At 64.6% G+C, this 22,414-nt stretch carries 24 protein-coding genes and 1 pseudogene; 8 read left to right on the forward strand and 17 right to left on the reverse strand.

Translation table 11 applies throughout. The features are described from left to right. Nucleotides 1-7: 7 nt before the first annotated feature. The 6 genes and pseudogenes from PST29_RS32750 to PST29_RS12345 all read right to left on the reverse strand — a co-directional run bounded on the left by PST29_RS32750 (nucleotide 8) and on the right by PST29_RS12345 (nucleotide 4,577). A complete protein-coding gene (locus tag PST29_RS32750; protein WP_414159969.1) occupies nucleotides 8-871 on the reverse strand; it encodes a methyl-accepting chemotaxis protein in 864 nt (287 codons plus the stop codon). Then, nucleotides 866-1,636: pseudogene (locus PST29_RS32755) on the reverse strand (MCP four helix bundle domain-containing protein); the annotation flags it as partial. The pseudogene PST29_RS32755 and the gene PST29_RS32750, both read right to left, overlap by 6 nt. Before the next feature lie 245 nt (nucleotides 1,637-1,881). After that, on the reverse strand, nucleotides 1,882-2,763 hold the full coding sequence (locus PST29_RS12330) for an alpha/beta fold hydrolase (RefSeq protein ID WP_060838729.1): 882 nt from the start codon (nucleotides 2,761-2,763) through the stop codon (nucleotides 1,882-1,884). Nucleotides 2,764-2,850: 87 nt separating this feature from the next. Continuing rightward, a complete protein-coding gene (locus tag PST29_RS12335; RefSeq protein ID WP_060838730.1) occupies nucleotides 2,851-3,372 on the reverse strand; it encodes an alpha-ketoglutarate-dependent dioxygenase AlkB family protein in 522 nt (173 codons plus the stop codon). Nucleotides 3,373-3,427: 55 nt separating this feature from the next. Next, nucleotides 3,428-3,745 carry a hypothetical protein gene (locus tag PST29_RS12340; protein ID WP_060845105.1) on the reverse strand — a complete coding sequence of 106 codons (318 nt, stop codon included), beginning with the start codon at nucleotides 3,743-3,745 and terminating at the stop codon, nucleotides 3,428-3,430. A 106-nt stretch (nucleotides 3,746-3,851) separates the two neighbouring features. Beyond that, nucleotides 3,852-4,577, reverse strand: a complete 726-nt coding sequence (locus PST29_RS12345; protein WP_016965372.1) for a murein L,D-transpeptidase catalytic domain family protein — start codon at nucleotides 4,575-4,577, stop codon at nucleotides 3,852-3,854. Nucleotides 4,578-4,730: 153 nt separating this feature from the next. On the opposite strand from PST29_RS12345, the gene PST29_RS12350 reads away from it, so the two are divergent. The 3 genes from PST29_RS12350 to PST29_RS12360 all read left to right on the forward strand — a co-directional run bounded on the left by PST29_RS12350 (nucleotide 4,731) and on the right by PST29_RS12360 (nucleotide 6,945). Then, complete coding sequence (locus PST29_RS12350; RefSeq protein WP_060843228.1) at nucleotides 4,731-6,302, forward strand: L,D-transpeptidase family protein; 1,572 nt, start codon at nucleotides 4,731-4,733, stop codon at nucleotides 6,300-6,302. A gap of 85 nt (nucleotides 6,303-6,387) precedes the next feature. Next, nucleotides 6,388-6,759, forward strand: coding sequence for a hypothetical protein (locus PST29_RS12355; RefSeq protein WP_060843229.1), 372 nt, complete (start codon nucleotides 6,388-6,390; stop codon nucleotides 6,757-6,759). 3 nt (nucleotides 6,760-6,762) lie between these two features. Continuing rightward, nucleotides 6,763-6,945: a DUF1289 domain-containing protein gene (locus PST29_RS12360; RefSeq protein ID WP_060838734.1), complete on the forward strand. Its 183-nt coding sequence runs from the start codon at nucleotides 6,763-6,765 to the stop codon at nucleotides 6,943-6,945. Between the two features lie 10 nt (nucleotides 6,946-6,955). Here PST29_RS12360 and PST29_RS12365 read toward each other — a convergent pair whose 3' ends face one another. The 4 genes from PST29_RS12365 to PST29_RS12380 form a co-directional block, all read right to left on the reverse strand. Next, nucleotides 6,956-7,441: a hypothetical protein gene (locus PST29_RS12365; RefSeq protein WP_060843230.1), complete on the reverse strand. Its 486-nt coding sequence runs from the start codon at nucleotides 7,439-7,441 to the stop codon at nucleotides 6,956-6,958. 13 nt (nucleotides 7,442-7,454) lie between these two features. Then, nucleotides 7,455-8,096 carry a LysE family translocator gene (locus PST29_RS12370; protein WP_060838736.1) on the reverse strand — a complete coding sequence of 214 codons (642 nt, stop codon included), beginning with the start codon at nucleotides 8,094-8,096 and terminating at the stop codon, nucleotides 7,455-7,457. 139 nt (nucleotides 8,097-8,235) lie between these two features. Next, a complete protein-coding gene (locus tag PST29_RS12375) occupies nucleotides 8,236-8,787 on the reverse strand; it encodes a hypothetical protein (RefSeq protein WP_060843231.1) in 552 nt (183 codons plus the stop codon). 68 nt (nucleotides 8,788-8,855) lie between these two features. Beyond that, nucleotides 8,856-9,614, reverse strand: coding sequence for a hypothetical protein (locus PST29_RS12380; protein ID WP_232513230.1), 759 nt, complete (start codon nucleotides 9,612-9,614; stop codon nucleotides 8,856-8,858). A 323-nt stretch (nucleotides 9,615-9,937) separates the two neighbouring features. Here PST29_RS12380 and PST29_RS12385 point away from each other — a divergent pair, with 323 nt between their 5' ends. Next, a complete protein-coding gene (locus PST29_RS12385) occupies nucleotides 9,938-10,612 on the forward strand; it encodes a hypothetical protein (protein ID WP_060843233.1) in 675 nt (224 codons plus the stop codon). Nucleotides 10,613-10,727: 115 nt separating this feature from the next. On the opposite strand, the gene PST29_RS12390 is transcribed toward PST29_RS12385, so the two are convergent. From PST29_RS12390 to PST29_RS12400, 3 genes are all read right to left on the reverse strand, one after another. Next, nucleotides 10,728-11,573: a CAP domain-containing protein gene (locus PST29_RS12390; RefSeq protein ID WP_375136242.1), complete on the reverse strand. Its 846-nt coding sequence runs from the start codon at nucleotides 11,571-11,573 to the stop codon at nucleotides 10,728-10,730. Nucleotides 11,574-11,673: 100 nt separating this feature from the next. After that, nucleotides 11,674-12,369: a DUF1963 domain-containing protein gene (locus PST29_RS12395; protein ID WP_060838739.1), complete on the reverse strand. Its 696-nt coding sequence runs from the start codon at nucleotides 12,367-12,369 to the stop codon at nucleotides 11,674-11,676. A 78-nt stretch (nucleotides 12,370-12,447) separates the two neighbouring features. Continuing rightward, nucleotides 12,448-13,407 carry a GlxA family transcriptional regulator gene (locus PST29_RS12400; protein ID WP_060843234.1) on the reverse strand — a complete coding sequence of 320 codons (960 nt, stop codon included), beginning with the start codon at nucleotides 13,405-13,407 and terminating at the stop codon, nucleotides 12,448-12,450. 97 nt (nucleotides 13,408-13,504) lie between these two features. Here PST29_RS12400 and PST29_RS12405 point away from each other — a divergent pair, with 97 nt between their 5' ends. Then, on the forward strand, nucleotides 13,505-13,960 hold the full coding sequence (locus tag PST29_RS12405) for a tautomerase family protein (RefSeq protein WP_060843235.1): 456 nt from the start codon (nucleotides 13,505-13,507) through the stop codon (nucleotides 13,958-13,960). A gap of 15 nt (nucleotides 13,961-13,975) precedes the next feature. Here PST29_RS12405 and PST29_RS12410 read toward each other — a convergent pair whose 3' ends face one another. After that, nucleotides 13,976-14,470, reverse strand: a complete 495-nt coding sequence (locus tag PST29_RS12410; protein ID WP_060843236.1) for a PaaI family thioesterase — start codon at nucleotides 14,468-14,470, stop codon at nucleotides 13,976-13,978. 724 nt (nucleotides 14,471-15,194) lie between these two features. Here PST29_RS12410 and mqo point away from each other — a divergent pair. The 3 genes from mqo to PST29_RS12425 all read left to right on the forward strand — a co-directional run bounded on the left by mqo (nucleotide 15,195) and on the right by PST29_RS12425 (nucleotide 18,676). Then, nucleotides 15,195-16,832, forward strand: a complete 1,638-nt coding sequence (mqo, locus tag PST29_RS12415) for a malate dehydrogenase (quinone) (RefSeq protein ID WP_060838743.1) — start codon at nucleotides 15,195-15,197, stop codon at nucleotides 16,830-16,832. A 270-nt stretch (nucleotides 16,833-17,102) separates the two neighbouring features. Continuing rightward, nucleotides 17,103-17,825, forward strand: coding sequence for a GNAT family N-acetyltransferase (locus PST29_RS12420; protein WP_060841921.1), 723 nt, complete (start codon nucleotides 17,103-17,105; stop codon nucleotides 17,823-17,825). Nucleotides 17,826-17,893: 68 nt separating this feature from the next. Then, on the forward strand, nucleotides 17,894-18,676 hold the full coding sequence (locus PST29_RS12425; protein WP_060843237.1) for a DeoR/GlpR family DNA-binding transcription regulator: 783 nt from the start codon (nucleotides 17,894-17,896) through the stop codon (nucleotides 18,674-18,676). Nucleotides 18,677-18,767: 91 nt separating this feature from the next. Here the strand turns inward: PST29_RS12425 and PST29_RS12430 are convergent, their stop codons facing one another. The 3 genes from PST29_RS12430 to lhgO form a co-directional block, all read right to left on the reverse strand. Next, nucleotides 18,768-19,565, reverse strand: coding sequence for a nucleotidyltransferase domain-containing protein (locus PST29_RS12430; protein WP_060843238.1), 798 nt, complete (start codon nucleotides 19,563-19,565; stop codon nucleotides 18,768-18,770). A gap of 85 nt (nucleotides 19,566-19,650) precedes the next feature. Beyond that, nucleotides 19,651-20,979: an MFS transporter gene (locus PST29_RS12435; protein ID WP_060838746.1), complete on the reverse strand. Its 1,329-nt coding sequence runs from the start codon at nucleotides 20,977-20,979 to the stop codon at nucleotides 19,651-19,653. A 154-nt stretch (nucleotides 20,980-21,133) separates the two neighbouring features. Next, the gene (gene lhgO, locus PST29_RS12440; protein WP_060838747.1) at nucleotides 21,134-22,327 is read right to left on the reverse strand and encodes an L-2-hydroxyglutarate oxidase; all 1,194 of its coding nucleotides are present in this window, start codon (nucleotides 22,325-22,327) and stop codon (nucleotides 21,134-21,136) included. Nucleotides 22,328-22,414 lie beyond the last annotated feature (87 nt).

The following is a 22,414-nucleotide window of genomic DNA, read 5'->3' on the forward strand; positions in this document are numbered from 1 at the left end:
GGCCTTTTCAGAGCTTGAACTGATTCACCAGGGCGTTGAGGTCCACTGCCAGGCGCGACAGCTCCTGGCTGGCGGCGTTGCTCTGGTTGGCCCCGGCCGAGGTCTGGGTCGAGAGGTCGCGGATATTGATCAGGTTGCGATCCACTTCCCGGGCCACCTGGGCCTGTTCTTCGCTGGCGCTGGCGATCACCAGATTGCGCTCGTTGATCATGGTGATGGCCTGGGTGATCTGGTCCAGGGCCAGCCCCGAGGCGCGGGCCGCCTCCAGGGTCAGGTGGGCCCGCTCGTTGCTGTTGCGCATGGCGCTGACCGCGCCTTCGGTGCCTTCCTCGATGGTGTTGATCATGCTTTCGATTTCCTGGGTCGACTGCTGGGTGCGATGGGCCAGGGCCCGCACTTCGTCGGCGACCACGGCAAAGCCGCGTCCGGCGTCCCCGGCCCGGGCGGCTTCGATGGCGGCATTGAGGGCCAGCAGGTTGGTCTGCTCGGCGATCGAACGGATCACTTCCAGGACCTGACCGATATTGCGCACATCCACCGCCAGGTGCTCGACCTGTTCACAGGTCTGGGTCACGTCCGTCGCCAGTTGGCCGATGGAGTCCACGGTGTGCTGCACCTGCTCGCGGCCGTGGTGGGCGGTGCGGTCGGTTTCCTGGGAGGCTTGCGAGGTGCTCACGGCGTTGCGCGCCACTTCTTCCACCGCCGCGGTCATTTCGTTGACGGCGGTGGCGGCCTGTTCCACTTCATTGCTCTGCTGGTGCAGGGTCTGGCTGGAGTGCTCGGTGACCGCGTGCAGTTCTTCAGCGGCCGACGCCAGCTGGTTGGAGGAGTCGGCAATGCGTTGCAGGGTGCCGCGCAGGCTGGCCTGCATGGTCTGCAGGGCTTGCAGCAGGCGCGCCGGTTCGTCCTTGCCACTGACCGTGATGCTCTGGCCGAGGTCGCCGTTGGCGATGGTTTCCGCCACGGCCACGGCCTGGCCCAGGGGCCGCACGATGCTGCGGGTCAGCAGCAGGGCCAGGGCGATGGTCAGGGTCACCACGACCAGCATGATCAGCGCGACCATGCCGATGGCGCCATGGAACACCTCACTGGTGTGTTCGGCCGCGGCGACGCCACCCCGGGTGTTGGTGTCGATGATCTGCAGCAGCTCTTTGAGCATGGTGTCGGCGTTGGCCAGGTACGGGCCGGCGTCGACGACATCGATGGCGGCTTCCTTCTGCCCCTGGCGCACCAGTTCCACCACCCGGTGCTGGTCCTTGCTGTAGGCCGCCTTGGCGCCGAGAAAGCGTTCATAGGCGCTGCGCTCCTCGGTCTCGGTGATCAGTTTTTCGTAGACGCCTTGCTGGTGGGCGAGCTGCTCGTCGAGCTCGCCGACGCGCTTGAGCAGCGCCTGGACATCGTTGTTGTCACGGACCACCAGCATGCGCAGGGTGATGGTGCGGATCTGGGTGCTGGTCAGGGCCAGGGCGTTGGCGGCAACGATGGATGGCTGCCAGTTCTGGTCGACCTCAAGGGATTGCTGGTTCATGCGCTGCATTTCCAGCAATGAGAACCCCCCCAGGCCCAGTGCCAGCAGGGCGATCAGGGCGAAGCTGAACCCTGCACGGCGGGAAATGTTCATCGTTCTCAAGAGCATGACTGTGTTCCTTGTGGCGGCAAAAAGTACAACCGGCGACAGGCATCGCGGTTTGCATCAATGCGGCGCGCGTTGGAGCAGGCTCCATGGCGCCGTCGGTCTTTTGCACACAAGGCGGGGTGGCAGGCGCGTCTGGGCGGCGCCTTGTCCAGGGGTTCCGGGGTGATCGGGATGCACGGCCCGGTCTGGGAAACCGGGCAATGATATCACGGTGACATCTATTCTGGGGGCCTGCGGCGGGGTTTTCAGCGGCCTTCGTGGTGCACAAACCCGAGGATGGCTCGTGCGCTGGCTGCCGGGTCGACTTGCATGAAGCAGTGCTGGCCCTCGATGACCTGCGTGCTCAGGTGGCGATTGAGGGTTGCCCAGCGCTTCACCGAACGGGCCACGTAGGGGTAGCTGTCGCGACCGTGGATCACCAGGCTCGGGGTCTGCACCTGGCGCAGGGAGCGCCACAGGTGCCTGGGGAAACTGCTGAAGATGTCCACCTCGCGCTCGGGAGCGCATTTGAGTGCCACGCCCTGGCCGTCGTCCTTCAGCGCGTGCTCGACATAGGCGTTCAGGGCATCTTCGCTCCAGCCCTTGAAGATTCCCCGGTTGGCCAGGCTGGCCCTGGCCGCGGCGCGGTCCGGCCAGTGCTGGCGTCGGGCAGCGGCCTTGCGCGCCAGGCTGTGGCGGCGATTGAGGCCCAGGGCCGACAGCAGCCTCAGGGAACTGATCATCGACGGGCTGAAGATCACCGGATCCAGCAGCACGGCCTTGCGAAACAGCTGGGGGCGTTCGGCCAGGATCAGGCTGGTGAGCACCCCGCCAAAACTGTGGCCGACGGCGTAGCACGGCACGTCGGCGTAGGCCCCGCGCCCGGCCTCGAACGCCTCGGCGGCCAGCTGCGCAGTGCGGTTCCAGCCGCGAAACGGGCCGCCATGGTCACTGTCGCCATGGCCCTGGACATCGCTGAGCCACAAGTCGAAGGACTCGGCCAGCAAGGCCAGCAGCGGACGATAGGCCATGGAGCAGAAGCCGTTGCCGTGGAGAAAGTGCAGCAAGGGTTTGCCCGAAGGTTCGGAGCGCAAGCCGCGCAGGGTGAAGCCTTCGGGGCACGGATAGGACCAGGGAAGCAACTGCATGGGGCCTCTTGGAGAGCGGTGGGCACAGGCGGGCATTGTCGATGGGGGCGGGCGCGAGTCAAGGGTCGATCCTGACCGCGTCCAGCACTATTGCACCTTGAGCAGGCGAAACGACAGGCTGATGCGTTCGCCTGCACCCGGCGCCTTGGGGATCGCGTGCAGCCAGTGTTTTTGCAACTCGTCGGACATGTGCAGCAGCGAGCCGCTGGCCAGTGTGTAGTCGAAGGTGGCAGCGCTTTCCTTGTGTCGGAACACCATGGCCCGCGGGTGGCCCAGGGAGACGATCACCACCCCGGTACCTTCCACCAGCTGTTCGTTGGCGTCGGAATGAAAGCCCATGGAGGACTGCCCGTCCGGGTAGAAGTTGAGCAGGCAATTGTTGGGACGAAAGCCCAGTCGTTGCTCGATCGGCTCGCACAGCTGTGCCAGGGCCTCGGGCATCGGCACTGCCGGGTAGGTGATCTGCGAGTAGTCATAGGGCGCGCCAAAGCTGGCGGTCTTGCGGGCACGCATGCGCTCGTCCCATTGCACGTCCTGCTTGAGGTGGTTGAACAACCGCTGCGGGTCGGCGATGAAGTCGGGGAAAAAGTCGATCTCGGGTGGATTCATAAAAGCGCTGCCTGTGGGGGAAGGAGGGCCATTGCCAGAGGGCAGGGCCCGGTCCTTATCGGTCCGTGATGTGTGCCTGGAGGGTGCCGCCTGCCACCGACTGGATGAAGTGCGCGGCCCTGGCGCCCAGGTCCGCTGCAGAAGCGCGGATCAGCAAGACCAGGGGCTCCCGGGACAGCGGGTCGATGTCCAGGCGTTGCTCGGGGGAGGCGCGCAGTATCAGGGTCAGCTCGGTCCACTGCTCGTCGTCGGGGGTTCTGCTGTCGCCATCGGAGTCCACATTGCAACCGGCGCCCCACAGGTGTTCGGCGACTCGGTAGAAGGCCGGGCGTGGTCCGGGATGATGGAGAAGCAGGGAGGGCGCTGAAGGCATGAGGTCCGGCTCGAGCGAGGTGGCGTTCCAGGTCGGCAACGGTATCTCGTCGCCGGCGCTCGGCGCAACCCGGCAGCGGGCTGGCCGCTGCGCTCAGCGCCTTTGTTCAGCCGCCATTGGCACTGAGGATGCTCGCCACCTGGCGCGGCTGGCAGTTGAGGTAGGCCGAGGATTTCAGCCAGCGCTGGTCCGGGTACCAGGAGAACATGAACTGGCCATCCTTGAGCTTGTCTATCACCTGGCGCGCCACTTGCGGGCGTACCGCCGGGCAGCCCTGGCTGCGGCCGATGCGGCCCTGGCGCTGGCTCCACAGGGGGTTCACGTAGTCGGCGGCATGGATCACGATGTCGCGGTCGCGAGCGCGGTCGTTGAAACCGGGCTCCAGTCCGTCCATGCGCAGCGAGTAGCCGTGGCTGCCTTCGTAGCTCTCCTGGGTGCGGAACAGGCCCAGGCTGGACTGGTAGCTGCCCAGGCGGTTGGAGAACTGGGTGGCGAAGTTTTCCCCGGACTTCTGCCCGTGGGCCACCAGGTCGCGCAGCACCAGTTTCTTGCTGCGCAGGTCGAAGATCCACAGGCGTCGTGCGGTGGACGGTTGCGAGTAGTCGATCACCGCCAGGTGCCGGGCCTGGCGAGCGCCGCTGGCGACTGCGCATTGCATGGCGCTGAGGGCACTTTTCAGGGCCTGGGGATTGAGTTCCGGTGCGGCGTGGGCGAGGCTGGCGTACAGCGCGGGGCTGGCGGCGGGGCGGGGTTTGTTGGCGGCGAAGGAAGGACTGCAAATGGCGCCCAGGGCAATGGCCGCCAGGCAGAATCGGCACAAGAAGGTCAACATGTATAGTGCATCCCCATGGTCACTTTGGCTCCTGACGTCCTGTCGTTCCCCCGGCAGGCTGGTCTATATATTCAAGGCCCTGGCCTGATTGACTTCCCCATCTGCCGTAACGATTGGCCGTCAAGCTGGCGGCCACGGATTGGAGTAAAGCAGTTGTTCAAAAAACACGCATGTTACTTGAGCCTGTGCTTGCTCGCTGCGCCATTGGTCGCGCTGGCCGGGGAGCAGGCGCCGCTGCCGGCGAGCCCGATGCAACTGGCACTGACGCAACTGGCGGTGGCTTGTCCGGCCCTGGCCACGCGCGTGAATCCGGCCCAGCAACAGCTGTTGCTGGGTTTCTACCAGCAGCAGGGCGAGCAGCCGGTGTGGAGCGTCGAAGGACGCGTGTCCGACCTGCAGGCACAGCTGGCGCAACTGGTGGACGACGGCCTGGACCCTGGCCGTTACCACCTTCCGTCGAGCAGCCCGGCGGCCGACCCGTGTCACGACATCGAGATCAGCCAGCAGTACCTGCAAGCCTTGCAGGACCTGCATTACGGACGCCTGTCCCAAGCCCGCTTCGAGCCGTTGTGGCGAGCCCAGCCGCTGCCGGAGGATCGCCAGGCGGCGCTGCTGGCGATGGCCGTGCCGGGCGTCGAGCATCTGGCCACGGCCTTTGAACAGGCGCGGCCCAAACTTGAGCAGTACCGCAACCTGCGCCAGGCCTATGCCCAGCGCCGCCAGCAACCCTTGCCGCAATGGCAGGCGGTGGCCGGTGGCCCGTTGCTGCGTCCGGCCATGCAGGACAAGCGCGTCCCCGACCTGGCCCTGCGCCTGTACCGCGGCGGCCTGCTGCCGAGCCCGCAGGTCAGTGCGGATAATACCTACAGCAGTGAGCTGGTGAGCGCAGTGAAAAACTTCCAGCTCAGTCACTCGCTGCAGGCCGATGGGGTGATCGGCGCGGGCACCCTCAAGGAGCTCAACGTCAGCCCGTCCCAGCGCCGCGAGCAACTGCGCATCAACCTTGAACGCCTGCGCTGGCTGGCCCAGGATTTCGAACCGAACATCGTGCTGGTCAATGTCGCCGCGGCGCAGTTGACCTTCTACAAGGACGACGCGGTGGTCTGGCAGACCCGCACCCAGGTCGGCCGCGCCGAGCGCCAGACCCCGCTGTTGAAATCCCAGGTCACGCGCCTGACCCTGAACCCCACCTGGACCGTGCCGCCGACCATCCTCAAGGAAGACAAGCTGCCGGAAATCCGCCGTGACCAGGGCTTCCTCAACCGCCAGAACCTGCAGGTGCTGGACGCCAATGGCCAGCCCCTGGCCGCCGAGGACATCGACTGGGAGCGCCCGGGCAATATTCTCCTGCGCCAGGGTGCGGGGCCGCGCAACCCCCTGGGCCGCATCGCCATCCGTTTCCCCAACCCGTTCTCGGTGTACCTGCATGACACCCCGAGTCAGGCCCTGTTCAGCAAGGGACCGCGGGCCTTCAGCTCAGGCTGCGTGCGGGTCGAACAGGCCCTGCAACTGCGCGACTGGCTGCTGAGCCCGGCGGAACGGCTGCGCACCAACGACCTGTTGGCCACCGGCCTGACCCATGAGTTCCGTCTGGCCAAGCCGGTGCCGATCCTGCTCAGCTACTGGACGGTGCAGGCCGACAGCCATGGGCAGTTGCTGTATGCGCCGGACATCTACGGGCATGACGAGGTGCTGTCCAGTGCCCTGGGCAGCAAGGTTCTGTAGGCGCTAGCCCAAGTGCGACGCGCCGCCGCGGATGGCGGGTTTGAGGTATCTTGTGCGGCCTTTTTTCCCTTGCTCAAGGTCCTTCATGCCACTCGACAAACGCCGGCAAGCCGCCATGGAACGCCAGCTGGCCGCCACCCTGACCGAAGCCTGCGAGGCCGCCAAGGCAGAGATCGTCGGTTTTTCCTGGTTGACCCACGACGTGAATTACGCCGCCTTTCCGGCGAGCCTGGTGGTGGCCTGGATCTTCGATACCCAGGCCCACAAGGAGCAGGCCCTGGCGGCGGGCCAGGGCTCACGGATGATCGAACTGACAGCCCGCGCCCTGGGCGAGGCCGATGTGCACCTTGAGTCGTTGGCGGCCCATGTGTTCTTCGACAGCGAGGAACAATGCCGGCGGATCAATGGCGACGACTGGGCGCAACGCCTGAAGCGCCTGCGCCCGGGACGGGGTTGAGCCATGGCCAAGGAAATCGACAACCCCTGCATCGCCCTGTGCCAGCTCAGTGGCGACCTGTGCCTGAGTTGCGGGCGGACCAAGGACGATATCCGCAAATGGAAGCGCATGAAGCGCCCGGAAAAGATGGCCGCGGTGCAGCGGGCCAGTGCGCGGCTCAAGGCCTTGCAGAAAAAGAAGGGCTGAGGCGCAGGGCTCAGGCCAGGTGCTGGAAGTGCCCGGCGCCGAGACGCCTGACACTCAGCCAGAACTCGGCCTCAGGCTCATATTCGGCCAGAGGCACCCGCTGCTCCTGTCCCAGTTCGTCGACCACCATCACGCTGGCGTCCCAGTCGAAATCCGGGTTCAGGGAGATGCTGTAGGACGGACAGGGGCTGTCGAGCTCGAAATGAATCGAGTAGACCTCCAGCGGCGGGCACCCCAGGGTGCCTTGCCGATACAGCTGCCAGACCTGGCGTATGGCCGGTTCACACCATTGCTCGGCAAAGTCCAGGGCCTGGGGGATGTCGTTCCAGGCGGCCTGTACCTGTTGCTGCGCCATCGCGAGCCGACGCCGGGGCGGCTCGTTGCCCGGATGCTGGACGTAGATCAGGCGGCTGCCGAACTGCAATTCACATTGCATCACGCCGACAGCGCTTTCCCAGTGACCGAGCATCACCTCATACAGCAGGTCGATGTGCATGGCGTCTGGTTGCCTAAGCCGTTTGCCGACGCATGGCCAGGATGGTGGTGCCGAAGAAGATGAAGGTCGAACCCACCACGCGATTGACCCACTTGGACAGGGCCGGCCGGGTCAGCACGCCCTTGGCTCGAGACGCGAGCACGGCGTAGACGCTGAGAGAGATCAGCGACAGGGCCATGAAGATCAGGGTCAGGATGAAGAACTGCGGCAACAGCGCGGCGTGCTGATCGATGAACTGCGGGAACAGCGCGGTGAAGAAGATCGTCGCCTTGGGGTTGGTGGCGGCGGTCAGGAAGGCCGACTTGAACAGCTTGAGGCGGGGTGGCGGGGCGAGCTTGCCGTCGCCGGCGCTGCTCGCGCTCAGCAGCTGGCTTTTGCTGAACAGCTGCTTGGCACCGAGGTAGAACAGATAGCCGGCGCCGACGATTTTCACCGCATTGAAGACCCACTCGGAACTGGCGATCAGCGCGCCGAGGCCAAGCATGGCGGCTGCGGACATGCAGAACAGCCCGCTGATATTGCCCAGGGATGACCAGAGGGTGGACTTGGCGCCGTAGGCCACGCTGTTGTGCAGCGCCACCAGGGTGGCGGGGCCAGGGCTGGCAATGGCGATCGCCGCCACCAGGGTGTAGGTCAGTATCGAGTGAGCATCCATGGAACGGACTCGTCTTGCAGAAAAAGGGGGCTTGATTCTATCGGGGTGGTGGCGAGCTGTAAGCCAAAATTCGTAGCCGGAGTCGTAGCGGCTTTGGGAGCGGTCAGTGCTGTACTCGCTTGGCAATTGTCATTGGCGTCTAGAGCGCATTGTGGTGATACACCACCAGGTCGCAGGACGACGCAATGATCAGCGTACGGCCGCTGTAGGAAAAGCCAAAAGCTCTGTATCCGGATTCAATAGCCAGTTTGTGGAAAACCGCAGGTCGATTGATCTCGGCGCCATACAGCCAAGATCCGGGCTCCACCAGCAGCAGGTGATGTTCGGGCCAGGCCAAGCAGACGCTCTCGACCTGCCACCCGTCGTTGCTAGCCAGGGGCAGACTGCCGCCATTGATACCCGACATCGCAATGGTTTTGCCCGCTAAAGGCCCAATACCCTGGGCCTCTAGGTAACGGTTGCTTTCGACGTTCTCCGTATAGTCCCGGGCAACTTTTTCACCCGTCAGGCAGTCGATGACACTTCGCCCAGCACTGGAGGTCACCAGCAACAGTTCAGACTCGCGATCGAAACCGACTTCCAGCAGGCTGCCGGCGGCCCGCTCAGTGACTAGCTGCCAGGGTTTCGGAGGCCGGCTGATGGGGCATTGAGCGATGGTGCGACGCAGGATGTCCAGATGCGAGGTATTCATCAGGTGCTCCGTTGACGGGGCCCTTATCGATCGACTGGTCAGGCACCGGCTGGTGGGTCGAGGGTGATTTATTGCATGGCCACGTCGCTGAACTTGAGGGTCAACGGGTCGTTGTTGCCATCACGAAATACCAGCTTGATGGCCGGGGTTCTGCTCATTTTGTTATTGCTTTGCTGGAAGATCAGGGTGACCCGGGTCGGCACATTGCGAATCAGCTGGAAGTCCAGCCAGGAGTGGGATTCCACTTGGCCCACGCGGATGGAGTTGAAGGTCAGTGGTCCGCCCGATTCGTCGAACAGGCGAGTGCCGTTATCGAAACTGAAATTGCGATCAAGGTTGAGGTTGGTCAGCTCGAATGAGCAGGTCGGCAAGCGGCCGATGTTTTCACAGCCTTCCAGTTCAAAACGTACGTTATCCAACACTTCAATACGTCGGCCCAGCAGGTTGTTGCCTTCGTTTTCGACAATCTTGGCCTGCAGCTTGGCAAATTCGAACGAGGGCTTGGCGTACTCGGTGCCGAAGATGAAAAAGCCGAATGAAAGGACGCAGGCCAGGCCAAAGTGCACCAGGCCGCGAAGCAGAGGGTTGAGGTTGCGCATCTGCCAGCCCAGGGATACGGCCCCAAGGAACAGGAAGGTGCTGACCAGCAGTACGACGTTCTTCCAACTGACGAAGCTGAAGCCGAAGACACTGGGATCGGGGACCGCATAGGTAATCAGGGCCCATAGGGCGCTGAGGACGACCCCAAGTCCCGCCATGCCCCGGGTAATCAATGAGGTGAGTTTCTGGGTGCGGGTCGAGGGTGCAATTGAATCTTGAGATGACATCAAAGGTACTGGCTCCTTGTTCCGTAGCCGGATCATGCGTCCTTGCAGGCGATGGTCGGGCCATCGCTCGGGTGAACCTCTTAGGTGAGGGGCACTGCTCGGGTATGGCGGGTTGCCATTATCCAGTAACCAGAGCAAGGGTAAAGCAGCGTCTGTTTTTGGCGTCCTTGGGGTGCAGTAGGGCACTTCGGGAAACCCAAATGTCCGGGCGTTTTACATCATTGCTGCAATCGATAGTTATCATCAAAAAGTGCAGGTTCCGTTTTTCTGGCAAAGGAGGAAGATAGCGCTTACACCGTGCTTGCTGCAGAAGGAAATACCCGATGAGAATCTCGACTTTAGTGACCCTTGTGGTGCTTTTGATCGCGGGAACCGGGGCTTCTGCGGCCAGCCAGGGCGCTGACGACGCCTCCTGCCACTTCCTGCCCATGGCCGACAGCGGGGCCGATCTGCGGCACGCCCAGTCGGTCGGGGTGCTGTACAGCGAAAACACCCTCAATACCCTGGAATACCTGGAGCACTACCACTCGGTGGCGCTGAACGGGGCAAAAAATGCCGGGCTCGACCCGCGCATCAGTGCCGCCTTTGTCGACAGCTCCGATCCGCAACGGGCGATCAACTGGTTGATGGCGTCGTTGCAGAAACACTTCGCCAGCGTGACGCTGTATGACAGCCTCGATGCGCTGGTCCAGGCTCGCCCCGATGCGGTGGTGATGCTCGACACCTACAACCAGCTGGTGACCAAGGGCAACAGCAAGGTGGAAGCACGGTTTATCGCCAAGTTCTATGACGCCAACCTGCAATACATCGGCCAGGCCGAAGGCATCCAGGCCAAGGTGCTGCCGTCGGTCTGGGTTCGCGGCAAGGCGGCGCCGGAGATTGCCGCGCAGATCAATCAGCAGACCGAACTGCAGGTCGACGCGCTGAAGCAATTCGATGCATCGCTCAAGGCCCTGGTGACCCAGGGTGAAGCCGGCCAGGTGGCGACCAATCGCTAGCCAGGTGCTTGTCGCCAGCTAAAACGCCCCGATTGATCGGGGCGTTTGCATTTTGGGGCCGGTGTGAGCGCGGTTGACGGCCAGTGTCTGCCGGCCGGGCGCCGCGCCCGAGGTCTCAGGGCGCGCCGAACATCGCGGTCCAGTAGATCCCGGCGTCGCTTTTCGGGTCCACCGCGTAGGCCGCGCCCAGTTCGCGGTAGGCCGGGTTCATCAGGTTGGCGCAATGCCCGGGGCTGGCCAGCCAGCCGTCCAGCACCTTGCGCACCGTGTCCTGGCCGGCGGCGATGTTCTCGCCCACCTGCTGGCCGGCATAGCCTGCCAGTTCCGCGCGGTCGCCCGGGGTGCGGCCGTCGTGGTCCTTGTGGTCGAAGTAGTTCTGGTTGGCCATGGCCCGGCTGTGGGCTTCGGCGGTGCTGCCCAGGGTGGCGTTCCAGGCCAGCGGCGCGGTGGCGGTGAAGTGCTGCTCGCCGCATTGCCGCGGCTGGCTGCGGGCCGTGTTGATCTGGGCCAGCAATTGCTGGCCTTCGGCTTGCCAGTCCCCGAGACGCGCGGACAGCAGCGGCCGGGCAAGCACGATGCGCCACTGGTTGGCCTGGCGATTGACGCCGATGTCGACGAACTGCGGGTCCAGCACTACCTGGCAGAAGCTCTCGCGCACCGCCTGCATCGCCGCCTGGGCGTTCCGTGGTCCGGAGAGGCTGATGGCCTGCACGTTGACCATGGGGTAGGCCGCCCGTGCCAGGGCCTGCTGCAGGTCGCCGACATTTTCCACCGGCAGGATCAACCGCGGGTCGCCGGTCAGTGGCGGCAGCTCCGAGGAGGCCTGGTTGGCGCAGCGTTGTGGCTGGCTGCGGTAGGCGTTGATCGACTCGATCAGTTGCGACTGGTCGTCGGCGGCGGCGCCAGTGGCCGCCAGCACGCCCAACGACAGGACGGCGGCGGGCAAGAGCAATGAGCGCATGGGCATGCAAGTCTCCCGGAAAATGGACAGCGCCCATGATGCACCCGGCGCCGGGGCATTTCATCTGCCGGCGGATGAAATCGGTGTCAGCCGGGGGGCCTCAATGGAAGTCGTAGTACAGCGCCCATTCGCCGCTGCCGGGGTGCTTCCAGAACATCAGGCTGCCGCTGTCCACCACGTTGAGGTTGATCTTGGCGTCGGAGGAAATCTGCATCACGAACTCGAAACCGTCCCCGGCATCGATCCCCGACTGGCAGAACGATGGGTAGCCCCCGAGCTTGTGCTGGTAGCAATGGCTCACCAGGTCGTAGTAGCACTCGATCTGCCCGGAACGCTCCAGTTCGAGGATTTCCCGCTCCAGGTCTTCCGGCACGCCACCGCCGTCCCACAGCGGATAGTCCTCGGGCACGGCCTGGGCCTTGACCGGGAAGGGTTTGAGAAAGGCTCCCGGGGCCGACAGCTCCTTGCGCACCAGGACATCCTCGGCACGGTATTCGCGAATCAGCCAGCGCTCGCCCATGGGTTCCAGGGGCTCGGGGAAGGGGTTGGCGACGAACACCGTGAGCACCCGCACTCCGTCCAGCAGCGGGCTGTGCCAGGGCAGGGCCGGCAGGTAGAACTGGGCGAACGGCAGCAGGGTTTCTCCGGCACTGTTGCGCGGCAGCTCTTCATCCTCGCGAAACAGAAAGACCCGGCCCAGCCAGCTTTCCTCGTCGCTGTGGGTCGGGCGAAAGCCGCCGGGGATCAATTGCAGTGCCGGCTTGGCCAACTGGCGCTGGATTTCCTGAATGTCCATGGTCAGGGCTGATTTCCTGTCAGGGGAAGGGGGCGGGCAATGTAACAAAGGTTGCGGGGAGGCAGTAGCTCGGTGTGTTCAGCGCAGTTGTCGCGGCGTGGCGTTGAGCAGCTTGCGCATCAGCCGGCGCAGGGCGGTGGCGTCCTGATAGCCCACCTGTTCGGCGACGCTTTCCACCGAGTACTTGCTGTTCTGCAGCAGCGCCCGGGCACGGTTCAATTGCACGCGCTGGATCAAGCGCAAGCTGTTGTGGCCGGTGGCCTTGCGCACCTGACGGCCCAGGGTGCGTTCGGACATGCCGAACTGCGCCGCCAGTTCGCCGACGCTGGGCAGCCTGGGCAGACAGGATTCGATATGGGCGGTGAGACGAGCGATCAGGGCGTTGCCCTGAGCCATCATCGCCGGGACCGGACAAGGCGCTTGCAACTGGCGCCGATCAATCAGCAGCACCTGTCCCACGGCGTCCGCCAGGGCCGGGGAGAAGCGCCTGCGCAACAAGTGCAACATCAGGTCGGACTGGCCGATGGCTGCACCGGCGGTGGTCAGCGGCGGATCGACGATGACCATCTGATCCGGGTCCACGCGGCAGTCGGCGACCCACTCCTGCAGCAGCGGCGCCAGCCACCAGGAGGTGGTCACCCGGCGCCCGTGCAACAGCCCGGCGGCTTGCAGCAGGAACACCGCGGAACAGGAGGCCGCGACTTCTGCACCGCTGTGCACGTGTTGGCGCAGGGCCTGGAGCACGGGGGCCACCTCCGCATGCTGCAGGCGCTGGGCGATGGCCTCCGGGGTGTCGAGGCCCAGCCCCGGCAGAATCCAGCAGGAGCGGTCGTCGGCCGTGGCGTCCAGGGCCTCGACGTCCAGCAGCAAGCCTTGCCCCAGGCGCACCTGGCCTGCCTGCAAAGCACAGACCCGCCAGCGCGGCGCGCCCAGTCCCAGGCGCGGAGCCAACAGGGCGGCGCAGGACAGCATGTCCAGGGTCAGGGCGACGCTGGAGGCAAAGGCACGGGGAAGCAGCAGGACAGTGAAATCGTTCATTGGCCGATTATGCACGAAAGATGTCGAATCGGTCGCTGTTGGCCAAGCCGGGCAGGGGGCTCAATAGCGGCTCATTTTTCTTCGAGTGGTGATAGCGATGCCCAACATCCTGATCAAGATTCCCCAGGGCGCCTTCAATGCCCAGCAGCGCGAGCGGATCCTGCATGAGGTGACGCAAGTGGCGCTGGACGTCGAGCAGATCGGCGAGGACCCACGTCAGCGGGCTTTGTGCTGGGTCTTGCTGGAGGAGCTGGCCGCGGGCACCTGGTGTTGTGGCGGCGCCGATCTCGGGGCCCAGGCGCTGCCTTGCCTGATTCAGGTCAAGGTGCCCGTCGGCGTGCTCGATAGCGCCCGGCGCCAGGCCTATGTCGCCGGCTTGCATCAGGCCCTGGCGGCGTGCCGGTCGGCAGAGGATGGGCGGGTGCTGATGACCTCGATCCTGTTGGATGAGGTGCCCGATGGCACCTGGGGCGCCAACGGTACCTTGTGGCATCTGGCGGATTTCGCCCGGGCGGCGGGGTACCGGCACCTGTCCCCGGGCAACGGCCAGTAGTTCAGGTTCCCGGTCTCAGGCGTCGCGGCCGTGGGCCGCCGCCGCGAGCTGCGAGGTATCGACCCGGACGAAGATCGAATCGCCGATGGCGGTCAGCACATCGTCGGCGTACACCTCGCAGATCACCCGGCTCTTGCGGCCCACCTCGCCGTCGACCCGGGCCCGCAGGGTCAGCGGCACGCCCATGGGCGTGGGCTTGATGAACTTGATGCCCAGGTTGCCGGTCACGCAGTCGATGCGTGGCAGGCTGCCCGGTTCACGCTGCTCTTGGCGGTAGTGATAGGCCATGGCGGTCCAGTTGGAATGGCAGTCCACCAGCATGGCGATCAGACCGCCATAGACCAGGTCCGGCCAGCCGCAGTACTGGGATTGCGGTAGGTGCTCGGCGATCACATGCACGCCGTCTGCGTGCCAGTGGCTCTTGATGTGCAGGCCGTGGTGGTTGCGGCTGCCGCAGCCGAAGCACACGCCCTCGGGGGCGGTGGTGTCTTGCAGGGATGTCTCGTGCATGGTTGTTCTTCTTGTCCTTGACGATGGTCTGGCAGGTGGTGCGGGGGCTCATGATGCCCGCCCCATCGCTGCTCGCCAAGGCGCAGCGCAGTGCTGTGGCGCGCTGATCGGCCAGCGTCGTTGTGACGCATTGATTGCGGCGGGTGTCGTAGTGGGGCGCGGTTTGTCCGGGGCCCAGGGCAGCCGCTCCGGCCAAGACAGGCTGATGCCGTAATGATATTCTTGCGCTGAATCGGTTCATCGTTTGTGCGGAAATACCTCCCCCATGCTTTGCTTCAAGTGGCCTGATCGGGTCCTTGCAAGCGGGTGGGAGTGTCCGGGCAAACCTGCCGAATGCAATGTCAGGCAGTGTTCGTTTACCTCCTTTGGTTGAACCCGACCCTTCTTTTCCTGCTGGCCCCGTGTGACGGGCGCCGGCATTGTGCGTCGTGCCGAGGCCGGTGCCGGAGAAAGGAGTGGGGCTTCGCAGCCGGCAGGCGATGTCCCGTGATGTGTCCTGAGAAACAAGTGTCACTCAAGTAGCTGAAGCCAAAAACGACAAGAAGTCAGCGCCGGAGCGATATAAAACTGAGGTCGAGCCAGTCTCGTCGGCCTTGTGTGCCCACCCTCCAGTTCTTTATGAATGCGTGTGTCCAGGGCCTGCGAAATGCCTGTTTCGCCAGGTGCCGAGTGCGCAGGATCGAGGATGGGGCGGCGGATGGCGTTCTATCGTAGGTACTACAGAATGTTGAAGAAAGTGAACACGGCCCTGATCGGGCTGGCGATGTCGATAGGCCTCACGACCGCGCACGCGGCTGAGCCGAAGAAAGTGGATGTGCTGCTGATCGGTGGCGGCATCATGAGTTCGACCCTTGGGGTCTGGCTCAATGAGCTGCAGCCGGATTGGTCGATGGAGATGGTCGAGCGCCTGGATGGCGTGGCTGAAGAAAGCTCAAACGGCTGGAACAACGCCGGTACGGGTCACTCCGCTTTGGCCGAGCTGAACTACACCCCGGAAGGCAAGGACGGCAAGATCGAGATCGCCAAAGCCATCGAGATCAACGAAGCGTTCCAGATTTCCCGGCAGTTCTGGTCCTGGCAGGTCAAGAACGGCGTGCTGAAGAACCCGCGTTCGTTCATCAACTCCACGCCGCACATGAGCTTTGTCTGGGGCGATGACAACATCAAGTTCCTCAAGGCTCGCTACGAGGCCCTGCAGGCCAGCCCCTTGTTCAGCGGCATGCAGTACTCCGAAGACGCCGAGCAGATCAAGAAGTGGGTGCCACTGATGATGGAAGGTCGTGATCCGGCGCAGAAGATCGCTGCGACCTGGACCCCGATCGGCACCGACGTCAACTTCGGCGAGATCACTCGCCAGTTCGTTGCCCACCTGCAGGCCCAGCCGAACTTTGCCCTCAAGCTGTCCAGCGAAGTGCAGGACATCGAGCGCAATGAAGACGGCTCGTGGCGCGTGACCTACAAGAACCTCAAGGACGGTTCGAAAACCGAGACCGACGCCAAGTTCGTGTTCATCGGTGCCGGCGGCGGTGCCCTGCACCTGCTGCAGAAGTCGGGCATTCCTGAAGCCAACGAATACGCCGGCTTCCCGGTGGGTGGCTCGTTCCTGGTGACCGACAACGCCACCGTGGCCGAGCAGCATCTGGCCAAGGCCTACGGCAAGGCTTCGGTGGGCGCACCGCCGATGTCGGTTCCGCACCTGGACACCCGCGTGCTGGACGGCAAGCGAGTGATCCTGTTTGGCCCATTCGCCACCTTCTCCACCAAGTTCCTCAAGGAAGGTTCGTACTTCGACCTGCTGACCAGCACCACCACCCACAACTTCTGGCCGATGACCAAAGTCGGCATCGAACAGTACCCGTTGGTGGAATACCTGGCCGGCCAGCTGATGCTCTCGGATGACGACCGCTTCAACGCCCTGAAGGAATACTTCCCCAACGCCAAGAAAGAAGACTGGCGCCTGTGGCAGGCCGGTCAGCGCGTGCAGATCATCAAGCGTGACGAAGAGAAGGGCGGCGTGCTGAAACTGGGCACCGAGATCGTCGCTTCCCAGGACGGCAGCATCGCCGGCCTGCTGGGCGCTTCCCCAGGTGCCTCGACCGCCGCGCCGATCATGCTCAGCGTGCTGCAGAAAGTCTTCAAGGACCAGGTCGCGACGCCAGCCTGGCAAGAGAAGCTGAAGCAGATCGTACCGAGCTACGGCACCGCCCTGAACGACAGCCCCGAGCGTGTGGCCAAAGAGTGGGCCTACACCGCCGAAGTGCTGCAACTGACCCCGCCACCTGCGGTGAAAGGTGCAGCGCCTCAGGCTCCGGCCAGCATGGCCAAGCCCGAGAGCAACCCAGCGGCCGATATGGCGCTGTAAGCCTCGGCCCCGCCCGCGTTCGTCGGGCGGGGCACTGCGGCGGCCAGCGTGCCGCCGTCTCCTGTGCCGGTTGCGCCGCCCCCCAAGAGGGGCGCGCAACCTGCCGGCCCGGCCGGCATCCGTAGCGTCCTCAATCCATTGCCTGCCTGTTCGACGACCCCGCGTGCCCGCCGCACCGGCGTGGCTGTGCGCCTGAGCGGCCCGCAGCGGGTTATCATGGCGCCGCCCGCCATGCCCGGGCATGCCCCCATCCTCGGAGTCACCGCCTCGATGTCCAGCATCACCCTGTTCCAAGCCCCGCCGCCCGAAGCCATCCAGAGCCAGATCCAGCAGATGGTGGTGGACTACATCAGCGACATCAGCGCGGTGGCCATCGCCCCCAGCAACCCGCTGTACAACCTGTACCAGTACGGCGTTGGCTACGAGGTGCACCTGTACCTGCAGGCCATGGACGGCTCCCGGGGGATCGCGGTAGAGCTGGTGGTGGCCACCGACACTCAGGACCCTGAAAAGGTACTGGGTTTCACCCTGTACCTGCCGCTCAAGGACGACCCCCGGGCCTGTGCCGTGGCCTACATGGCGGTGCTGCAAAGCCATCGGCGCCAGGGCATTGCCCGGCAGATGCTGGAGGCCATGCGCGCGCGTTACCCCCATGCCGAGCTGGCCTGCCACGTGGCCAAAGTGGCGTGCTTCGAGGCCCTGGGCTTTCAACTGCTGAGTGCTCGCGGCCCGCAGGTGCTGATGAATACCCAAGACCATGGCAGCGACGGCCTGCTGGCGGTGCTGGACGTGGCGCCGATCTACCAATCGCTGGAAGTGCGGCAGATCCACACCTACCTGCTGGCCCAGCACGGGCGCAAGGCCATGCTGGAAGCGGAGAAAAAGCGCGACCGGCATCTGGACCAGATGACCCGGCAAGCCCAGGCGCTGGTACGCGAGCGCTTGGGCGAGGCCGCGCTGTACAACGCACGGCCGCCTCAACTGATTCCCTGATCGCGCCCGCTTGTGTTTGGCAGAGGGCTTGGCTAATCTCGCAAAAACACGCAAAAGCGGGCAATAACATGCAAGATCAGCAGCATCATGCCGAACTGCCTTCGGTGCGCCGGCAGAAAATCCTCCTGCTCCTGGAGCGCGACGGCAAGGTCCTGGCCGCCGAGCTGAGCCGGCACTTCGCGGTGTCCGAAGACACCATCCGCCGCGATCTTGCCGAGCTGGATGCGGCCGGCCTGGTGCAGCGGGTCCACGGCGGCGCGCTGCCGCGGCCCAAGGACAGCGGCAAGGACTACTTCACGCGGGTCGGCGAAACCAGCGAGGCGAAACTGCGTTTGGCGCAGTTTGCCGTGCAATGGGTGAAAGACGGCCAGACGGTGCTGTTCGATTCCGGTTCCACCACCTTGCACATCGCCCAGTCCCTGCCGGCCGACATCCGCCTGACCGCGGTCACTGCTTCGCCAATGATTGCCGTGGCCCTGGCTGAATACCCCGGGGTCAAGGTGATTCTCGTGGGCGGCCAGCTCAACCCGGCCACCCTGTCCGCCAGCGGTCATGAAGCACTGCGGATGATCCAGGGGATCAAGGCCGACCTGATGTTCACCGGGGTCTGTGCGATTCACCCGGAGATCGGCATCAGCTCCCTGCATTTCGATGAAGTGCCGATCAAGCAGGCGATGTTCGACAGCGCCGCCGAAGTCATCGCCGTGACCACCGCCGACAAGCTGGGCGCCATGGAGCCCTTTGTGGTGGTGCCGTGCCAGCGCTTGCAGCGGCTGGTCACCGAGCAGGAAGTGCCTGAGGCGGATATCCAGGGCTATCGGCAGCTGGGGATCGAGGTGCTGCTGGCCTGACCCGTTCCAGGGTGGCCGGCAACAGGGCAGGCAGGGCGGCGCGGGCCTGTTCGCGGCATGCAGCAATGGCGGGGCGTGGTCGGTCCCCGTGCTAGTTCCTGGCTCGCGGCCGGATGTGCTCTGCGGCCATCCACTGCACCATCTGCCGCAGGCGGCGGCTGAAACCGGCACTGGCGGCGGCCCCGGCTTCGGCGGTCTGGCGGAACTCGGCAATGGGCACGGCCATGTCGGGATAACGCTGCACGAACAACCGCACATGTTCATCCAGGCTGTGAGGCCAGCTCGGCTCCTGTTCTGCGCGCAACAGGTGGGTGGCGCGAATCAGTTTGCGGGATGCCTCGCGTTGCAGGCGCAGGATTTGCGCGGGCTGTCGCTCGCCCTCGATGCGCTCGGCGTAGTCGTCGAGCACCCTCTGGAAGTCGCCGTTCACTGCCAGGGCAATCTCCCGGCTGGGCCTGAAGGGCGCAAAACGCCGGCGCAGGTCCTCGCCGGACAGGCAGCGGCAATGATGCTTGAGCCAATAGCCCCAGCTGTCGAGGTTTTCCGCGGCCAGGACCTGGGCCAGGTGGCCGATGTCGAAGTCGATCTTCGACACCCGCGGGTGCCGCGCTTGCAGCGCCTGGCGCAGCTGCTCCAGGTGGCGCAACTGCTGCGGGGTGGCGGGGTGTTGCAGGATGAGGCACAGGTCCAGGTCGGAGACCCCGGGCCTGGCTGTGCCCCGGGCGACGCTGCCATACAGGTAGAGGCTGTGCAGCGGCGGGCTGGCCGGGGCGTGCAAGCTGGCGCAGAGGCCGTCGAGCACACCGAGGTATTCGGGCTGCAGAGGGGGTTCGGCAGGGAGGGTGATCAAGCCATCGGCATCGACGCCGAATGCGCTGCAAGATTGCATGGGGTGGCCCGTGATTCGAATGCAGCGGCCACCTTAGCAGAGTCTCCACAGGCCGCCAGGGGCGCTGTGGAGGTTCAACACTGCGTCAGTTCTTGAATGCCGAGTGCTTGCGGCCCTGGTCGCACAGGGCAAACACCACCACCAGCACGGCGGCAACCGCGAGGATGATCACCACGCCGTCGGTGGAGTGGGTGGCCGAGGCGGTGACCAGGGACAGAGCCCCCAGCGGCGCCAGGCCGCCGGCAATCGCGGTGCCGATTTCGCGCCCGGTGCCAAAGCCCGAGGAGCGGGTGGCGGTCGGGAACTGGCGGCTGAGGAACGAGCCCTGGGGCGCGAACATCATCGGCGCCAGGATGCCGGTGCCGACGCCGATGGCGATGTAGATCATCAGGCTTTCACCGGTGTTGAGCAGGGCCAGGAACGGGTAGGCGAACAACACCGAGAACACCCCGCCGAGGATCAGCACCGCCTTGCTGCTCCACTTGTCGCACAGCCAGCCGAAGAACGGCACGGCGACGATGGCGATCAGGCTGGCGATCGTCACCGACAGCGAGGTGACGTGCACATCGACGTTCTTGTACTGGGTCAGGTAGGCCAGGGAGAAGGTCTTGAAGATATAGCTCAGGGCGTTGTAGCCAATGGCGACGAAGAACACCACCGCCAGGCCCTTGAGGTCGTTCTTGAACAGTGCCTTGAGCGGCGAGGGCTTGGCCTTCTGGCTTTCCTTGCTCAGTTCCTTGAACTCCGGGGTTTCCGGAATGCTGTTGCGCACCCACAGGCCCACCGCCACCAGGACGATGCTGCAGACGAACGGAATGCGCCAGCCGCCGGCCAGCAGGAACTCGTTGCCGTTGATGGTCAGCAGGTAGATGGTCAGCGATGACAGCAGCAGGCCCAGGTTCAGCCCCAGTGCCGGCCAGGCGCCCTGGCTGCCGCGCTTGCCTTCGCTGGCGTGTTCATAGGAGGTAACCGCCGCGCCGGACAGTTCGGCACCGGCGCCCAGGCCCTGGATGATGCGGATCGCCACCAGCAGGATCGGCGCCCAGATGCCGATCGAGGCGTAGCTGGGAATCAGGCCGATCAGCGCGGTGCACACGCCCATCAGGCAGAAGGTCAGCACCAGCACCTGCTTGCGGCCGAACTTGTCCCCCAGGTAGCCGAACAGGATGCCGCCGAAGGGCCGGGCGATGAAGCCGATGGCAAAGGTCGAGAAGGCCATCAACGTGGCGCTTTTCGGGTTGCTGTTATCGAAGAAGATCTTCGAGAAGACGATGGCCGCCATGGTCGCGTAGAGGTAGAAGTCGTACCACTCCAGCATCGAGCCGAAGATGGTGGCCGCCGCGACCTTGCGCAGGCGTTTCTGGGTCTGTTGTGGGGTTTCCGCTGCAGTACTGCTGGTTTCAACTGCGCTCATTTCCGTACTTCCTCATGAATCATTGTATTTATTGTCGAGTTGACGCGAGCCTTGCGCGACGCGCCCCCAAGGGCGGCCGCGGGCTGTTTCGGCGACACGTGACGCGCTGGGCAGGGCCTGGGCGCTGCACCGCAAAGGCGTGACGCGCTGTGTTTCAGGTGGCCTGGAAAATCCGGTCGGCAATCATCGAACCAATGGGAATCGCCGAGGTGGCGGCGGGCGAGGGCGCGTTGCACACGTGCAACATGCGCGGGGTTTCGGCGAACAGGAAGTCGTGCACCAGGCTGCCGTCACGCATCACCGCCTGGGCGCGGATCCCCGCTTCATAGGGCAGCAGGTCCTCCACTTGCAGGGACGGGCAGTACTTGCGGCACTGCTCCAGGTAACCGGACTTGAACAGCGAGTTCTTCATTTCGGTGGTGCCGGAGCCCAGGTTCTGCCAGATGGTTTTCCAGAACCCGGGAAAGCTGGCGTACTGCGCCACGTCGCGCCAGTTGATGGAGAACTTCCGGTAGTTCTCCCGGCCCAGGCCCAGTACCGCGTTGGGGCCGACGGTGACACTGCCATCGATCATGCGGGTCAGGTGCACGCCGAGGAACGGCAGCTCCGGGTCGGGAATCGGGTAGATCAGGTGGTTGACGATGTTGTTCTTCGCCGCCGGCAGGCGGAAGTACTCGCCACGGAAGGGGATGATCTGGTGGTCGATCTTCACCCCGGCCATCACCGCCAGGCGGTCCGATTGCAGGCCGGCGCAGGCCACCAGCTTCTTCGCCCGCCAGCTGCCGCCGTGGCTGCTGACGGTGACGCTGTCGGCGCTTTCCTGGATCGCGGTGACGGTCTGGCTGAGGCAGATCTCGCCGCCCTCGCGGCGGATCACCCGGGCCATGGTTTCGCAGACTTCGCGGTAGTCGACGATGCCAGTGGCGTCGAGGAACAGCCCGCCGAGGCCGACGATGTTCGGTTCGCGCTGGCGCAGTTGCTCGGCATCCAGGCGCTCGACCTTCAGGCCGTTCTGTTGCGAGCGCTGGTACAGGGCCTCCATGCGTTCCATCTCCAGGGCATTGGACGCCACCAGCACCTTGCCGCAGACCTCGAACTTGATCCCGTGCTCGCGGCAGAACTGCTTGGTGGCCTCGGCCCCGCGCTTGCACAGGTCGGCCTTGAGGCTGCCCGGCGCGTAGTAGATGCCGGCGTGGATCACCCCGCTGTTGTGCCCGGTCTGGTGCTTGGCCAGGACGTTTTCCTTTTCCAGGATCACCAGCGAAGCGCCGGGCTGGCGCTTGAGGATCTCCATGGCCGTGGCCAGGCCGACGATGCCGCCGCCGATGATGCAAAAGTCGTAAGTCATTGTTCTTGGATACCTTGGCTCTAATCTGTTTTGGTCTGGTTATCAGGTTGTCAGACTAACTAATCCGACAAAACCTCGCGGCGCGAC

The organism is Pseudomonas sp. St29 (genome assembly GCF_001547915.1).
Taxonomy (GTDB): domain Bacteria; phylum Pseudomonadota; class Gammaproteobacteria; order Pseudomonadales; family Pseudomonadaceae; genus Aquipseudomonas.

What these genes read in the sequence shown, in the direction of transcription:
- PST29_RS32750 (WP_414159969.1), bottom strand. Translation starts at nt 871, where the DNA reads ATGCAGGCCAGCCTGCGCGGCACCCTGCAACGCATTGCCGACTCCTCC.
- PST29_RS12330 (WP_060838729.1), bottom strand. Translation starts at nt 2,763, where the DNA reads ATGCAGTTGCTTCCCTGGTCCTATCCGTGCCCCGAAGGCTTCACCCTG.
- PST29_RS12335 (WP_060838730.1), bottom strand. Translation starts at nt 3,372, where the DNA reads ATGAATCCACCCGAGATCGACTTTTTCCCCGACTTCATCGCCGACCCG.
- PST29_RS12340 (WP_060845105.1), bottom strand. Translation starts at nt 3,745, where the DNA reads ATGCCTTCAGCGCCCTCCCTGCTTCTCCATCATCCCGGACCACGCCCG.
- PST29_RS12345 (WP_016965372.1), bottom strand. Translation starts at nt 4,577, where the DNA reads ATGTTGACCTTCTTGTGCCGATTCTGCCTGGCGGCCATTGCCCTGGGC.
- PST29_RS12355 (WP_060843229.1), top strand. Translation starts at nt 6,388, where the DNA reads ATGCCACTCGACAAACGCCGGCAAGCCGCCATGGAACGCCAGCTGGCC.
- PST29_RS12360 (WP_060838734.1), top strand. Translation starts at nt 6,763, where the DNA reads ATGGCCAAGGAAATCGACAACCCCTGCATCGCCCTGTGCCAGCTCAGT.
- PST29_RS12365 (WP_060843230.1), bottom strand. Translation starts at nt 7,441, where the DNA reads ATGCACATCGACCTGCTGTATGAGGTGATGCTCGGTCACTGGGAAAGC.
- PST29_RS12370 (WP_060838736.1), bottom strand. Translation starts at nt 8,096, where the DNA reads ATGGATGCTCACTCGATACTGACCTACACCCTGGTGGCGGCGATCGCC.
- PST29_RS12375 (WP_060843231.1), bottom strand. Translation starts at nt 8,787, where the DNA reads ATGAATACCTCGCATCTGGACATCCTGCGTCGCACCATCGCTCAATGC.
- PST29_RS12380 (WP_232513230.1), bottom strand. Translation starts at nt 9,614, where the DNA reads ATGTCATCTCAAGATTCAATTGCACCCTCGACCCGCACCCAGAAACTC.
- PST29_RS12385 (WP_060843233.1), top strand. Translation starts at nt 9,938, where the DNA reads ATGAGAATCTCGACTTTAGTGACCCTTGTGGTGCTTTTGATCGCGGGA.
- PST29_RS12390 (WP_375136242.1), bottom strand. Translation starts at nt 11,573, where the DNA reads ATGCGCTCATTGCTCTTGCCCGCCGCCGTCCTGTCGTTGGGCGTGCTG.
- PST29_RS12395 (WP_060838739.1), bottom strand. Translation starts at nt 12,369, where the DNA reads ATGGACATTCAGGAAATCCAGCGCCAGTTGGCCAAGCCGGCACTGCAA.
- PST29_RS12400 (WP_060843234.1), bottom strand. Translation starts at nt 13,407, where the DNA reads ATGAACGATTTCACTGTCCTGCTGCTTCCCCGTGCCTTTGCCTCCAGC.
- PST29_RS12405 (WP_060843235.1), top strand. Translation starts at nt 13,505, where the DNA reads ATGCCCAACATCCTGATCAAGATTCCCCAGGGCGCCTTCAATGCCCAG.
- PST29_RS12410 (WP_060843236.1), bottom strand. Translation starts at nt 14,470, where the DNA reads ATGCACGAGACATCCCTGCAAGACACCACCGCCCCCGAGGGCGTGTGC.
- mqo (WP_060838743.1), top strand. Translation starts at nt 15,195, where the DNA reads ATGTTGAAGAAAGTGAACACGGCCCTGATCGGGCTGGCGATGTCGATA.
- PST29_RS12420 (WP_060841921.1), top strand. Translation starts at nt 17,103, where the DNA reads ATGTCCAGCATCACCCTGTTCCAAGCCCCGCCGCCCGAAGCCATCCAG.
- PST29_RS12425 (WP_060843237.1), top strand. Translation starts at nt 17,894, where the DNA reads ATGCAAGATCAGCAGCATCATGCCGAACTGCCTTCGGTGCGCCGGCAG.
- PST29_RS12430 (WP_060843238.1), bottom strand. Translation starts at nt 19,565, where the DNA reads ATGCAATCTTGCAGCGCATTCGGCGTCGATGCCGATGGCTTGATCACC.
- PST29_RS12435 (WP_060838746.1), bottom strand. Translation starts at nt 20,979, where the DNA reads ATGAGCGCAGTTGAAACCAGCAGTACTGCAGCGGAAACCCCACAACAG.
- lhgO (WP_060838747.1), bottom strand. Translation starts at nt 22,327, where the DNA reads ATGACTTACGACTTTTGCATCATCGGCGGCGGCATCGTCGGCCTGGCC.